Source organism: Streptomyces sp. NPDC002573 (assembly GCF_042889625.1).
Lineage (GTDB): Bacteria > Actinomycetota > Actinomycetes > Streptomycetales > Streptomycetaceae > Streptomyces > Streptomyces gibsoniae.
This window is the reverse complement of sequence record NZ_JBIARC010000121.1, coordinates 1-13102: the sequence shown is the minus strand read 5'-3', so window position 1 is coordinate 13102 and position 13102 is coordinate 1. Positions and strand designations below refer to the sequence as shown.

Below are 13102 nucleotides of genomic sequence, written 5' to 3'. Positions count from 1 at the left end.
GGCCCCACTCGCATGCGCCCAGCGGTCAGCGACCACCCGATCGAGACTCCCGTTCGAAGCGCATCTCTCAAGATCGAAAAGACAACAGCTTCTGAGACACAACGACTGGGTTCGTTGAGACAGACGGCAGGTCCCCGGGCCGTAGCAGGCGCGGCCTCTGTTCGCCGTCATTCAATCGAGTTTGACAGCGAACCCAGTCGTTCAGGCTTCCTTGTCAGCGAACCTGGTCGCTCTTCGGCTGATGCCTTTGATCCTGGTCGGAGTTCCGTCCGGGGCGAACGAGTGGTGGAAGGTGAAGGCGTGCGGCGTGGAGCCGTGGTCGTGGAGGTGCTCCAGCCTGGATACCCCGTCCTGCCAGGTGGGTATCGCGTCGTCAGAGACCCACCAGAAGACGTAACTCGGGTGTTCTGCCCTCTCGAACCAGTCGTAACGCCTGTTCAGCGCCTCACGGTGCAGACCGGTGTAGACGGCGTCGAAGGCGGGGTGCAGGTCGGTCCAGAGGGAGAGGGTCGCGGCCAGGGCGGTGGTTTCCACCGTATGGCCGTTGCTGTACCAGGTCGGTACGGCGAACTCTCCCCATGCACCCCAGTCCGCCTCGAAGAGCGCGCCCCGGTCACCGTCTGCCGCTTCAGCACGCGCGAGGTATCCGGGGTGCTGGCTGATCTTCCAGTAGACGGCCTCACCAATGTCGTAGAACTCGCGCGTGAGAGGTGCGGGATCGGCGAGAGGTGACTTCAGGACGCCGAATGTGTACAGAGCAAGATGGGGCATGCGTCTCTCCCTGGTTGGGGGTGCCTGGTGTGGACCCGGTTCGGTGGCTTACGCATGGGGCGAGGATTCGTGGGGCGGGACGAACTCATCCCGTCGCGGGTGGCGTGGGCGATCGCCGAAGGCCAGGTGAATGTAGCTGCCCCTGCGGGCTATGTCGAAGTTGCGTTTTCCCTGTCCAAATGGCCTCTTGCGCAGGTCCTTGCGGGAGCCGGGGCGGTGGCGCTGCCTGCCGTCGTGGAAGTCCGCATCGGCCCAGAGCTGGTCCAGCCATCCAGCGCCCCCAGCGCCCTCAGTCGCTCGACCAGGTCCGCTGAGACAAAAGTCCAGACGACTTGGTTCGCTGAGAAGACGACTTGATCGAGTGAGACAGGACAACCGGGCAGCCACCGATCGCCACAGGCCAAGTCCCCGTGACCAGATCTTGCATGGCCTTTACGAGATCCTTTCAACCCTTCGCTAACGTTCCGTCGCAGACGGTTTCTGAACGTCGTGTCGCGCGCTGACCAGGCTTTGCACGCTCCGGTCCGTGACGGACAGTCAACATGGCTGTCACATACAGGGTGAGTCGCCGTCGCATGAGGGAAGCTTGATCTTGATCTAGGGAGACGGTTGAAGGAGCGCACGCTTCGGCGCTGCTGCAAACGGGAGTTCCAAGCCCAGGACTGTCAACCTCCTCTGCAGATGGAGGCGTTGTGCCGCACTCTGGGTGAGCGCCAGGGCCGGGATCAGCCGAGGTGGGCCGATGACCTGGTTCATCAGCTCTACGCCGCATTGCACAGCGAGCAGCCCCATGCGGCGTCGACCCAGGCCGTCGTCGTCGCGATGCCGCCCACGCAAAGCCTGGAAGACGACGTACGGCGGTTCGGGGAGCCGTCGGACGCGGTGGGACGACACGGCCTTGCCGGAGCCAAGCAGACCGATCGAGAAAGCGAGACGCCGTGAGCCAGATACTCATCACCGCAGGACGGATTCTGCTCGGTCCCAGCAGCACATACATGCAGGACGGTGCCGTCCTCATCGCAGGCGACGTCATCGTCGCAGCCGGGGCGCGCAATGACGTGCTGCCACGGGCGGAACCGGGCTGTCGGATGCTGGAGCTTCCCGATTCCACCCTGATGCCCGGGCTGATCGACTGCCATGTCCACCTGGCCTTCGACGCAGGACCGGACCCGGTCACCACGGTGACCGAGAGTAATGATGCAACGCTGCTTCTTGGGATGGCAGGCCGAGCACGGCAACTGCTCGACGCCGGCGTCACCACCGCTCGTGACCTGGGTGACCGTGGCGGACTGGCCGTCCGGCTCCGGGAGGCGATCGCCGAGGGAAGCGTGGCCGGACCACGGCTTCTGACCGCGACCGCGCCGCTGACATCCCGTACGGGGCACTGCTGGTTCCTCGGCGGCGAGGTCGAAGGCGAGGCCGAGATCCGGGAGAAGGTACGCCGCAACGCCGAGGAAGGCGCAGACGTCATCAAGGTGATGGCGACAGGCGGCGGCCTGACCCGTGGCGGCCCTGCGATCTGGCAGACCCAGTTCACCACCGAAGAACTCGCCGCCGTGGTGGACGAGGCTCACCGGCTCGGTCTGCCGGTGGCGGCCCACGCACACGGTGTGCAGGGCATCGCCGCCGTGATTGCGGCAGGGGTCGACACCATCGAGCACTGCAGCTGGATGACCGAAGACGGCACCTCCGATCTGCGCGAGGATCTCCTCACGCAGATCATTGCCAAGGAGATCCCCGTCTGTCCTGCCAACCATCCGAACTGGCGATCCTTCGCCGACCGGGTCGGTCCCGAGAAGGCGTCTGAGCTGTTCGCTCCTATGCGCCGGATGGCCGAGAGCGGGGTGCGCCTGGTGGCGGGGACCGATGCCGGCATTCCGAGGGCCGTCTTTGGCGGTCTGGTCTCCAGCCTGGAGTTCTTCGAGTATTTGGGAGTCCCCAGGGAGCGCATCATCGACATGGCCACCAGTGAGGCCGCTGCTGCGCTGGGACTGGACGGTCAGGCGGGTCGTCTGGCCGAAGGCCACCGTGCCGACGTCCTCGTAGTTGACGGCGATCCACTTGCCGACCTGGATGCGCTGCGCGCGGTGCGTCTCACGGTTGCGGGCGGCCGCCTCCATGTCCCCGAACAGGCCGTCCTGCGGACGGCCCACTGAACTTCGAGCGTCGGAGCCCTGCTGCCGCATCTCGCGGCAATGCGGATCGAGTGCATGGAGGTGCGGAACGGCCGCCTGGTGATCGAAGCATCGAAGCATCGACGCCGGAGGACGTACTTGTGCGGTGTCCCGGTTGCTGGGCGCCGTCTGGCAGAGTTCACAGCCGCTACGGTCGGCGCCTGGCGGACGCACCTTGCGGCGGGCAGGGCGTGGTGATCGAACTGTTGGTGCGCCGGCGGTTCTGCGACAACCGCGAGTGCCAGCGGGTGAGCTTCGCCGAGGAGATAGGCGGGTTGACCTGCCCTTATGGCCGCCGGACGCCTGTTCTGCAGCGGATGCACGCGGCGATGGGTCGTCTTTGCAGCCCGCGAGGTGGTCCTCTGGCGCTGCTGCTCGGCGTCACTGGATCGCCGACGTCTGCGCGGACGAGCAGTGCGGCCCGGCCGGCTTCGCCGCCGGACTGCTCTCCGACCTCGACGCCGTCGTCTACGGCATGAGCCGGCTTCAAGGATGACTGCCCGACGACGGCTAACGTCTGCCCTTTCGGGCCTGGCGGTCAAGGAACTCGATCAGTCCCGTTTCCGAACGGAGAAGGCGCTCCCGCTGTTCACGGGGAAGGGAAGCCAGAACGTCGACCAGTACTCGGTTCCGCGGAACCTGCACCATGCTGCCGGAGTAGATCCCGCAACTGGAACACCAGGCGAGTCCGATGCAGCGCTCGAACAGGGAGGACTCAGACGGAGGAAGCGGTACTGGTACGAGCGGACGGGCGTTCTGCAGGCAGCACAGATCCGTCGATCGCCGTCGGGAACAGACCACCCGGTGCTGACCTTTCGCCGGCCCTGCTGCCCCGCGACTGCTCTTCAAGTCGTCATGAGGAGCAGTCTCTCACCGCCGGTCGCCGCCTTTCGAGCGGCACAGGATCTCCGGGTGCTGCGGTCGAGGAGGCCTACTCGGAATAGTCCATGGCGACGTGGCAGTGCACAGCCGCCATGCGGTTGTGCTCCTCGGTGCCGGACTCCGAGTCGTGGGAGCGGGGCTCGCCGCTTTCCGTCTCAGGAGCGTGGGGCGCGTCCTCGCCCTGACGTGTGACCGTGGTGGACTCTGATGCTGTCATCGCCGATCGCTTCCTCTTCTGGGCACGGGGCGGGGAAAGCCGTCCCCGCATCCTTCGAGTACACCCCCGGATCCGCTGCTCCCGCTGGCATTGACACGAGCCTGCGCCATACTGTTCGGCGCGACACCTCGTTCGGTGAGGCGTCTGCGCGGCTGCAAGCCACTGATCCGACGACGTCGAGAGACGCCCAGGTTCAGGACACGTCTCCCCTCGGATCAAGGGGCGACCCCTGCGTGGCTGGCCGCCCAGGACGGGTGGGGATACGTCGCGCAGTGCTGAAACTCCGATGTGGAGGGTGTCGGCCAAGTGCGGCCGTGGTCCGGGAAGGACTCCGTGCTGCCCTGAGGCGGGCGGCGATGCCGTTGTCCGCGCGGACGAGCGCACCGATGTGCGCGGTCACGAGAGGAGGTAGTCAGGATGAGTCCCGGCAGTAGTCCGAGTACCCGACCCGCTCTCGCTCAGGCTGTCTCCCGCACCTGAGCCCGTAGCGGTGCTTTAAGTCCAACTTCACCGTGACAGAGCCCAGTTGGGTTCCGCTCGGAGTCCTGCCTGCGAGCAGTAATTCAACGGGACCGGCCGGCCTGTCCGCGTGCCTTCGCTTGTGTCGTCTCTCTGCCGTCACGGGTTGTCTCTCGACGTGCGCCCGGCCTGCCCTATCGCGACCGCCGATCCGCTCCGGTCGTATCACCCGACGCGTACTGCCCCGGGCGTGCCATCACCCCTGCCCGTGACGCCGTGCGGGGTTGCCGGTGCCTCCGTCGCCATGGCCCACCATGCGAGTGCTCGCCGACTTACCACCGTGACGGCACGGACTTGTCGCGATCCGCAGGCCTCGGCCGGCCGGTGGCTTCTGCGGTGACGTTCCGTCGATCCTCCGATGCCGGCTCAGGCACCCAGATACAGAAGAGAAGCACCATGCTCACCAGTGCCACGCAAGCTGCTGGCGATCTGCTGCGCGACGGCTACGCCCGGATCACCCTCCGCGACGGCGGAGAACGCCTGTTGCACCAAGTACTCGGCGCGAGCCGGCAGTTCTTCGGCCGACCGGTCGGCGAGAAGGAGCGGTACGTCGCCGTGGACTTCAACTTCGGCTACCGCCCGCTGGGCCGAGAGTTCTCGGTCAGCGCTGAGCGCCCGGACCTCAACGACTGCTTCACCCTCTGGCACGACCGGCTCGACCTGATCCCGAACTCCGCCGAGATATACCGGAGTTGACCGAGACGCTGCTGGCCTGGCGCGCGTACCTGTCCGCGATCGTCGCGGACACTGTCGGCGAGGTGGCCGCGCAGCTCGGCGGTCACAAGGCGCCGCTGTTCGAGGCGGCCTCCTACCTGCAGCTCAACAACTACGCGGAGGCGGACTCCGACCGCGACCTGCTGCAGGACAAGCACGAGGACGGCCACCTGGTCACGGTGATTCACACCACCGCACCCGGCCTGGAACTTTGGCTGGACGGCGAGGCCTGCCCGGTGGAGACCGCGACCGACGAGGTGCTCCTGATGCCGGGCTCGGTCTTCGCCGACCTCACCGGCGGCCGGATCCCGGCGCTCTATCACCAGGTGCGCAACCTGTACATCTCCAATCGCACCGCGCTGATGTACTTCGTCACCCCGGAACTCGCCGAGCCGATCTACCGACTGGACCACCGAGCCGGACACGACCCCGATGGACCTGCGCGAGAAGATCCGCAGCAACCCCTCGATGTTCGGACTCCCGGACGTTCCGGCCCTCTGACCACTTCCCGCGTGCCGCTTCGGCCGCCGCGCAGATCCGGCGGCCGAAAGGAAGTCAGTGGATTGCCTTGATCAAGCCGGTGAAGGCATCCGTGTTGTGCACCCGGCGTGGGCGATTGCTCGGGGGTGAGTTCCTCCCAGAGACAGCCGATGAGCAGCCACGGCGTAACAACTCACTGGCTGTGCGTCTGTTCGTTGACGCGGCGTGGGGAGCGTCAGTCGGGATTACCGAGCCGACACCCAGTACGGCCCGGGAAAGATCGATGTGCGAGGGACGACCGGCACGGCGACATCATCAAGGTGGGCGTCCAGGGTCAGCGCGGCATTGATAAGAGTGAGGTGGGTCAACGCCTGGGGAAAATTTCCCAGTTGGTCACCGGTCAGCCCGATCTCCTCGGAGTACAGCCCCAGATGGTTGGCATACGTGAGCATCCTCTCGAACACGAGCCGGGCTTCTCGAAGACGACCGGCGCGGGCGAGGGCTTCGACATACCAGAAGGTGCACGCGGAGAAGGTACCTTCGGAACCGCGTAGCCCGTCCGGGGAAGCGGCCGGATCGTAACGGTAGACGAGATTGTCAGAGACCAGATCCTTCTTGATCGCGTCCATCGTGGACATCCATCGGGGATCCTGCGGCGAAATAAATCCCACCGCCGGCATGACCAAAAGGGAGGAGTCCAGGACGTCACTGCCGAGGTATTGTGTGAACGCAGCCCGCTCCGGACTCCAGCCGCGCTCCATGACTTGCGTGTAAACGGCATTGCGGTGACGGATCCATCGGTCCTGTTCGGCCGGACGACCTCTGGCGGCTGCGATGCGGATGGCACGGTCCAGGGCGATCCATGTCGCAACCCGCCCGTAAGTGAACTCCTTGTCCCCGCCACGGGTCTCCCATATTCCTGCCTCCGGCTGTTCCCAGTTGTCGCACACCCAGTCCACGATACGGGTCAGCGCCTGCCAGTTGGCGTAGCTCGTCTGTAGGCCGCGCTGGTCGGCGTGTTGGAGGCAGTCCAGCACCGACCCATAGATATCGAGTTGCAACTGGTCGACGGCGCCGTTGCCGATGCGTACCGGAGCGGAGGATCGGTAGCCTTCCCAATGATCCAGCGTCTCTTCTCCCAGATTCCCCGAGCCGTCCACCCGGTACATGACTTTCAAGGGGTGTTTCCCCGCACCGGCTTGTTCCCGGACGCGATCGCCCATCCAGTCCGTGAACGCGGCGGCTTCCTCTGTGAAGCCCATCCCGAGGAGCGCGTGCAGGGACAGGGTGGTGTCACGGACCCAGGCGTAGCGGTAGTCCCAGTTGCGCTCGCCGCCGATCTGTTCCGGCAGGCTGGTCGTGGGGGCCGCGATCATCGCCCCGGAGGGCGCATACGTCATGAGTTTGAGTGTCATGGCGGAGCGGTTGACCATTTCTCGCCACCGACCTGTGTACCGAGAATGCGCCAACCAGTCGTGCCAGAAGCCGATTGTTTCCTCCAGGAGCCGGTCGCACTCCTCTGGTGGGATGATACGGGGTGGACTCTCGGGGTCCGTCTCCAGCAGCACTCCGCTGGCGCTTCCGGCCCTGAGCGTTGCGGTCAACTGCACCGCGCCTTCGTGGATACGCCCCTCGCTGAGACACTTCTCGCCGAGCGAATCCACCACATGCACAGCCAGATGCTCATCTCCGCTGGTGAATTCCCACCCCTCTGCGGTCGCCGTGACCTCATGCGGTTGCCGTGCATAGTCGAACCGGGGTGAGATATCGATGTTAAACGTCATGCCGCCGCGCGCGCAGCGCAGCAGACGTACCAGCCGGTGGTTCTTCGTCGGCTTGTGCGTCAATGCCGGAGGCATGAAATCGATGACCGCACCCACCCCTTGCTCGGTGAGGAATCTGGTGACCAATACGCAGGTGTCCGGAGCGTAGTGCTGTCGTTTCGCGTACGTCTGTACGCGAGGATAAATCTTGCAGTGGCCACCGTTCTCGTAATCGAGTAGTGATCCGAAGATGCTGGGCGAGTCGTATCGCGGGCTGCAGAACCAGTCGATGGTTGCCTCTGTGGAGATCAGTGCGGCCGTCTGAAGATCACCAATGAGACCGTGTTCCGATATCGGCGCGTATAGGTTCATTGGGTTTCTCGCCCTTCGCCCGGTGGTATCGCCCGACGAGCCCGGTCTGTGGCGGGTCACTCACCACCGGCCGTCCCCCGGCCTGTCCTCCCACCGGTGGTACTCATCCCATCTCCAGGTTGCACGCTGTGGACAGATCCCGCATGATTTGGGCGCCCCTGAGCGCCGACCGGCCCGGTGATGATCGCTTCCGCTCACGCCGAGCTCAAGGCGTGTCCGTCGCGCGCCTCTGGTGTGTGAAGTTCAGTCAGTCCTATGCCAACGGGCTGCGCCGCCCCCGACCTCCACGGCCCTTGGTGTCGACCTTCGACGCCGCCCGGGGCCGGTCAGAGGAAGGCGTCGAGCTGCAGTGGCCTGGTGCTCGCCGGGTCGGCGCGGTAGCCGTCGAGGCTGGTCACGCCCTCTTCCCGCAGCACGTCCTCGTCCAGATAGCAGTTCCCGGTGGCCTCCTCGGACGGGCGGGTGAGGATCGCATAGGCGGCGTCGGCCATGATTTGGGGGGTGCGGCTGACCGTCACCGACTCCTCCGCACCGTGGAGCATGGCGGTGGCGGCGGTGGCGATGAGGGTGCGCGGCCACAGGCAGTTGGCGGCCGGGCCCCGGCCGCGGTGCTGCTCGGCGATGCCCAGGGTGATCATCGTCATGCCGTACTTGCTCACCGTGTAGGGCGCATGGTCGCGCAGCCAGCGGCGGTCAGGGTTGAGCGGTGGCGACAGGGTGAGGATGTGCGGGTTGGTTCCCTGGCGCAGATACGGCAGGGCAAGGCTGCTCAGCAGGAAGGTGCCGCGGACGTTGATGTCCATCATCAGGTCGTAGCGCTTCAATGGAAGTTCGCCGGGGTTCTGCAGGGTGATCGCCGAGGCGTTGTTGATCACGATGTCGATGCCGCCGAATCGCTCCACGGTGGCCGTGACCGCCTGTTCGACCTGTTCGTCGTTGCGGATGTCGCCGACGATCGGCAGCGCCGTGCCGCCCGCCTTCCCGATCTCGGCTGCGGCGGTGTGGATGGTGCCAGGCAGTCGGGGGTCGGGTTCGTCGGTTTTGGCGATCAGCGCGATGTTGGCGCCGTCTTGGGCGGCGCGGAGCGCCATGGCCAGGCCGATACCGCGACTGCCGCCGGACATCAGTACGGTGCGGCCGGCGAGGCTGGGGCGAGTGGTCATGAGGGGTCCTTTCGAAGGGGGTTGTTCGCCGCGTGCCCTGCGGCGCTGCCGGTGACCGCGAAATTCACGGGGCTCGGTCGGCCCGGCGGCGCGAACTGCCTCACGCTGGACAACAGCGGGGTTCTCCTGTGCGACCCATCGGTGATCCGGCCCGAAACGGGAAGCGCCTCCTGCTCGGTCACCTCAGGCGGCCCGGGAGCCCGATGCGTACGCGGCTGGGCGCGACGCGGGTTGCCGACGGGCGTTGTGCACGGCGGTGTCAGCCGAGCGGGCGGGGCGCACCGCGCAGGGTGTCGAGGAGCGAGGCATACATGCGGGCCTTGATGGTGCCGAGGGTGTCGCCGGCCTTGCCCAGCTGTGCCTGGGCGATCTCCACGGCCGTGGAGCGCACGGCGTCCTCGTCTACTGCCCGGTCGACGATGCCGGCGGCAGCGGCATCCGTCCCGCCGTAGCGTCGGGCGGTGACCATGGCCTCGTGCGCGGTCTGCGGCGCCAGCCGGGACTGGATCAGGGCACACATGCCGGGTGTGAAGGGGATGTTGATGTCGGCCTCGGGCAGACACCAGAAGCCGCGGTCGGCGCGCATGACGCGGAAATCGTGCGCAAGGGAGAACATCGCGCCGGCGGCGAAGGTGTGCCCCTGCAGGGCGGCGACAGTGATCACTGGCAGAGACAGCACGCGGGCAAAGAGCTGGTGGACGGAACTGCGGTAGCTCTCGTGCTGATCGGCGTGGGCGCCCAGCCACTCCAGGTCCAGGCCGTTGGAGTAGAACTTGCCGGTCGCGGCGGTCACCAGGGCACGCGGCCCTTCCGCCTTCTCCACCTCGTCGAGTGCGGCGTTGACGGAGGCGAGCCAGTCGGGGTGGAAGCGGTTTTCGCCGTCTCCGATGTTGAGCACGAAGACATTGTCCTGACGGTCGAGCGTAGGCATGGTGAGCTCCTGGGGATGTGCCGACTTCATGTCTGGGCCGGGCCTTGATGTATCAAGCCTGTGTGTTTCTGTCGGGGAACGGAATTACCGAATTGCCCGTGCCGGTGTGACCGCAGCGGTCATACCGAGATCGGAATGGGGGCTCCGCAGGGTAGGGGTGCCCTCCAGTGGTCGGGCACCGGGGCCCGCCAGACCTCGCCCCTCACCTCCCGGCGGGGGACCGACGTCCGGGGTCGGCGGCGGCCTTGCGGTGTTTTAGGCCGGCGCGCGATGGCGGTGGCGGCGGGAGGCGATGGTGGTGGTGAGCGCCTCGACGGCGTCGACGGTTGCGGTGCTCAGGGCGATGGCGTGGCTGGTCGCGGCTCTGTCGGAACCGTAGGACAGCTCGGCGGCAGGCCGGAGCGGGCGGTGAAGGAGTCGAACACCGACCGCAGTGCTCCCGGGGCCACGGGCTCGGCTCCGGCGGCGGCGCGGGCCAGGGCGGAGAGGTGTTCGTGCAGGGGATCGGCCAGTTCGGTCAGCTCCGGCACGGTGTCGTGCGAAGTTCGCGGCAGGTGTTCGTGCAGCAGGGTGACGCACCCGGCGACCATGGACACCTGGGTGCTGATCTGCTCCAGTTGCGTGGTCGACCAGGGGCCGCGGTGCTGGGTGGGCTCGGCGTGCGACTCGTGCACCGCGGCCTCAAGGTGCTCCCTGACCTGCCGTGACTGCGCCCGGAGCTCGTCGGTGGTTGCCGGGTCGGCCGCTCCGGCGTCGGCGTAGCCGGTCAGCAGTTCGGGGAGCAGCCGGTCCTGCACCCGCAGCCACTGCGCGAGCAGGCCCGGCAGCCGCCGGGTGGACCAGGTGGGCCAGACCAGGAAGATGAGTATGGCGAGCGCGGCGCCGACCACGGTGTCGGCGGCGCGTGCCCACGCCGTGGGCCCGGGCAGCCCGCCGCCGTGGTGGATCAGGAAGACGATCCAGCAGGTCAGACACAGGTTGAGCATCAGCTGTCCGGTGCGCTGGAACACGAACACGGCCGCCGCCAGCACCACCGACGCGGCCGCGAGGCCGGTGGGCGACCAGTGTGGCAGGGACAGCACCCAGGCGAGGAGGCCGCCCAACACGGTCCCGGTCGCCCGCCCCCAGCCCCGGGCGATGGTGTGCCCGTACCCGGGGAAGAGCACCAATATGGTGCTCCGGGTCACCCAGTAGCCGTGCGCGGAGATGCCCAGCCCGTCCCACCCGCCGATCGACCGGCCGATGACCTCGGCGACCACCACGCCCACCACGAGCCGCACCGCGTGGCGGAAGATCGGCGACTGGGGACGTAGTTGCGCCCTTATCCGCCGGGCGGTGCGTGCCACGCCGGGGGTGCCCGCGTACAGCCCGGCACCTCGGTGTGGGGTTCCAGTACGTCGCCGAGGCGGTCGTCGGTCGAGTGCCGGGCCAGCCGCTCGGCCGGCCGTAGCCGCGCGGCCAGGTCGCGCGGCTACGGCCGGACGAGGCGGCCGCCCACGCCTCCCAGCGTTCGGCGATAGATGCGGCCACCGAGACGATCGAGGACAGCAGCCGTTGGGCGATCGATCCCGCCGTGTCAGGGGCGACCGTGACGGTGGCGCCGGACCTGGTCAGGACGGCCTGTGCGTCGCGCACCACGTCCGGGTCCGACGACGGGGTGGCGGCCGGCACCCGGCGCGGCGTGTCCAGCGACAGAGGGTCGATGCCCAGGGTGCGCCGGGTGGGCAGGCCGTCGGCGAAGACTGCGGCGGCCACGGTTGTACCCCAGGCGGGTACCAGGACGATCGCCTGGTCGGAGGGTGAAAGGTCGACACCGGCCTGGGTCAGAGTCCGGCGCAGCGCGTCAGCCTGCGGCCCGTCGTCGGCGACCTGGACCGGCCGGTCGGCGTCACCGATGACCGGCTCCTCCTCGGGAGGGGCGGCGTCGGGGGCGTAGGAGTAGAAGCCGTGCCCGCTCTTGCGGCCGTACAGCCCGGCGGCCACCCGGTTGGGTGTCAGGTAGGAGGCCCGGAGCCGGTCGGAGTAGCGGAAGCCGCGCCAGATCGAGTCGATGACCGCGGCCGTCACGTCCAGGCCGGTGAGGTCCATGATTTCGAACGGTCCCATGCGCAGGCCCAGTACGTCTCGGGCGATCCGGTCGATTCCGGCCGGATCGGCGACCGACTCCTCCAGCAGGGCGAAGGCCTCGGTGGCCAGCCCGCGGCCGGCGTGGTTGATCAGGAAGCCGGGGGTGTCAGCCACCGTCACCGCACGGTGCCCGGTCTCCTGGACCAGCTTCACCAGTGCGGGCGGGATGTCCGGACGGGTCAGCTCTGCGGGGATGACCTCCACGATCTTCATCAACGGGACGGGGTTGAAGAAGTGCAGCCCGACCAGTCGCGTGGGTCGGACAGCCGGGCGGCGATCTGGGTCACGGGCAGTGATGAGGTGTTCGTGGCGAGGACGGTCCCGTAGGTCTGCGCGAGGTGCGAGACGATCTCGCCCGAGGTCAGGCCCTTCGCGGTCAGCGAGAGCACCAGGTCGTCCAGCGCGCCGGTGCGGCGGGCGTACACGGGCAGCATCCGGGGCCGGAAGGTGCCCAGCCTGTCTCTGGGGACCTGCACCGTCACGGCGCCGACCTCCGTCATGACCTTCTTGGCCCGGTAGCCGTTGCGTATGTTGCCGCCCGAGCGGGACCCGCGCCCGCCGCTCCGGCCGGCCTCGGCGGCCAGGTGCGCGTCCATCTCGGCTTCCAGGGCGGCCTGCATCAGGTGCTGGGCCAGCTCGGGCAGCAGCCCGCCCTCGCCCATCAGCCGCAGCCCGTCCCCGCGGACCCTCTCGGCCGCGAGCGCGGCCAGCTCCTCCAGCAGTTCGCTGGACAGACCGTTCGGCGACACCGGCATCGACTTCACGTCGGCACCCTGGACATTGCCGTCGGCTGCGGCAAGCGACACGCTGCCGGAGGTCTCGATCCGGTGATCCATCGTCGTACTCATCAGGTGACTCCTTCGGGGAGGATCACACCTGATTCATGGCTCTGGCCCGTAGTCGGTGGTAGCGGTGGGTGACGGTGGCTACTGGAGCAGGATGCGGTGGCGTAGGAGGTCGAAGCCGGCGCGGCCGTGCATCTGCCTCAT

Annotated in this window: 11 protein-coding genes, 2 pseudogenes and 1 riboswitch; of the genes and pseudogenes, 6 read left to right on the top strand and 7 right to left on the bottom strand. The window is 67.5% G+C overall.

The window, feature by feature from the left end; translation table 11 throughout:
* Positions 1-201: 201 nt before the first annotated feature.
* Positions 202-771 carry a DUF3291 domain-containing protein gene (locus ACFYX0_RS43910; protein WP_388980444.1) on the bottom strand — a complete coding sequence of 190 codons (570 nt, stop codon included), beginning with the start codon at positions 769-771 and terminating at the stop codon, positions 202-204.
* Between the two features lie 609 nt (positions 772-1380).
* Here ACFYX0_RS43910 and ACFYX0_RS43905 point away from each other — a divergent pair.
* From ACFYX0_RS43905 to ACFYX0_RS43890, 4 genes and pseudogenes are all read left to right on the top strand, one after another.
* Entirely contained in the window at positions 1381-1713 is a 333-nt protein-coding gene (locus tag ACFYX0_RS43905; protein ID WP_388980441.1) for a hypothetical protein, read from the top strand.
* Positions 1710-2927 carry an amidohydrolase family protein gene (locus tag ACFYX0_RS43900; protein WP_388980438.1) on the top strand — a complete coding sequence of 406 codons (1218 nt, stop codon included), beginning with the start codon at positions 1710-1712 and terminating at the stop codon, positions 2925-2927. The genes ACFYX0_RS43905 and ACFYX0_RS43900 overlap by 4 nt, the downstream gene beginning before the upstream one ends.
* A 50-nt stretch (positions 2928-2977) precedes the next feature.
* Positions 2978-3166, top strand: a pseudogene (locus tag ACFYX0_RS43895) (hypothetical protein); the annotation flags it as partial.
* 119 nt (positions 3167-3285) lie between these two features.
* Entirely contained in the window at positions 3286-3441 is a 156-nt protein-coding gene (locus ACFYX0_RS43890; protein ID WP_388980448.1) for a hypothetical protein, read from the top strand.
* A 435-nt stretch (positions 3442-3876) separates the two neighbouring features.
* On the opposite strand, the gene ACFYX0_RS43885 is transcribed toward ACFYX0_RS43890, so the two are convergent.
* Positions 3877-4044 carry a hypothetical protein gene (locus tag ACFYX0_RS43885; protein WP_388980435.1) on the bottom strand — a complete coding sequence of 56 codons (168 nt, stop codon included), beginning with the start codon at positions 4042-4044 and terminating at the stop codon, positions 3877-3879.
* Positions 4045-4164: 120 nt separating this feature from the next.
* Positions 4165-4346, top strand: a riboswitch (M-box (ykoK) riboswitch).
* 613 nt (positions 4347-4959) lie between these two features.
* On the opposite strand from ACFYX0_RS43885, the gene ACFYX0_RS43880 reads away from it, so the two are divergent.
* Entirely contained in the window at positions 4960-5259 is a 300-nt protein-coding gene (locus tag ACFYX0_RS43880) for a 2-oxoglutarate and iron-dependent oxygenase domain-containing protein (RefSeq protein ID WP_388980433.1), read from the top strand.
* Positions 5256-5849: a 2OG-Fe(II) oxygenase family protein gene (locus tag ACFYX0_RS43875; protein ID WP_388980430.1), complete on the top strand. Its 594-nt coding sequence runs from the start codon at positions 5256-5258 to the stop codon at positions 5847-5849. The genes ACFYX0_RS43880 and ACFYX0_RS43875 overlap by 4 nt, the downstream gene beginning before the upstream one ends.
* Before the next feature lie 153 nt (positions 5850-6002).
* Here the strand turns inward: ACFYX0_RS43875 and ACFYX0_RS43870 are convergent, their stop codons facing one another.
* The 5 genes and pseudogenes from ACFYX0_RS43870 to ACFYX0_RS43850 all read right to left on the bottom strand — a co-directional run.
* On the bottom strand, positions 6003-7892 hold the full coding sequence (locus ACFYX0_RS43870) for a glycoside hydrolase family 15 protein (protein WP_388980427.1): 1890 nt from the start codon (positions 7890-7892) through the stop codon (positions 6003-6005).
* 326 nt (positions 7893-8218) lie between these two features.
* Positions 8219-9055, bottom strand: a complete 837-nt coding sequence (locus ACFYX0_RS43865; protein WP_388980424.1) for an SDR family oxidoreductase — start codon at positions 9053-9055, stop codon at positions 8219-8221.
* 259 nt (positions 9056-9314) lie between these two features.
* Positions 9315-9986 carry an enoyl-CoA hydratase-related protein gene (locus ACFYX0_RS43860; protein WP_388980422.1) on the bottom strand — a complete coding sequence of 224 codons (672 nt, stop codon included), beginning with the start codon at positions 9984-9986 and terminating at the stop codon, positions 9315-9317.
* Positions 9987-10321: 335 nt separating this feature from the next.
* Positions 10322-11245 (bottom strand): FUSC family protein, encoded by a 924-nt coding sequence (locus ACFYX0_RS43855; RefSeq protein ID WP_388980446.1) that lies wholly within the window; start codon positions 11243-11245, stop codon positions 10322-10324.
* Between the two features lie 70 nt (positions 11246-11315).
* Positions 11316-12733 (bottom strand): annotated as a pseudogene (locus ACFYX0_RS43850) (transposase); the annotation flags it as partial.
* Positions 12734-13102: the final 369 nt, after the last annotated feature.

What these genes read in the sequence shown, in the direction of transcription:
- ACFYX0_RS43910 (WP_388980444.1), bottom strand. Translation starts at nt 771, where the DNA reads ATGCCCCATCTTGCTCTGTACACATTCGGCGTCCTGAAGTCACCTCTC.
- ACFYX0_RS43885 (WP_388980435.1), bottom strand. Translation starts at nt 4,044, where the DNA reads ATGACAGCATCAGAGTCCACCACGGTCACACGTCAGGGCGAGGACGCG.
- ACFYX0_RS43880 (WP_388980433.1), top strand. Translation starts at nt 4,960, where the DNA reads ATGCTCACCAGTGCCACGCAAGCTGCTGGCGATCTGCTGCGCGACGGC.
- ACFYX0_RS43870 (WP_388980427.1), bottom strand. Translation starts at nt 7,892, where the DNA reads ATGAACCTATACGCGCCGATATCGGAACACGGTCTCATTGGTGATCTT.
- ACFYX0_RS43865 (WP_388980424.1), bottom strand. Translation starts at nt 9,055, where the DNA reads ATGACCACTCGCCCCAGCCTCGCCGGCCGCACCGTACTGATGTCCGGC.
- ACFYX0_RS43860 (WP_388980422.1), bottom strand. Translation starts at nt 9,986, where the DNA reads ATGCCTACGCTCGACCGTCAGGACAATGTCTTCGTGCTCAACATCGGA.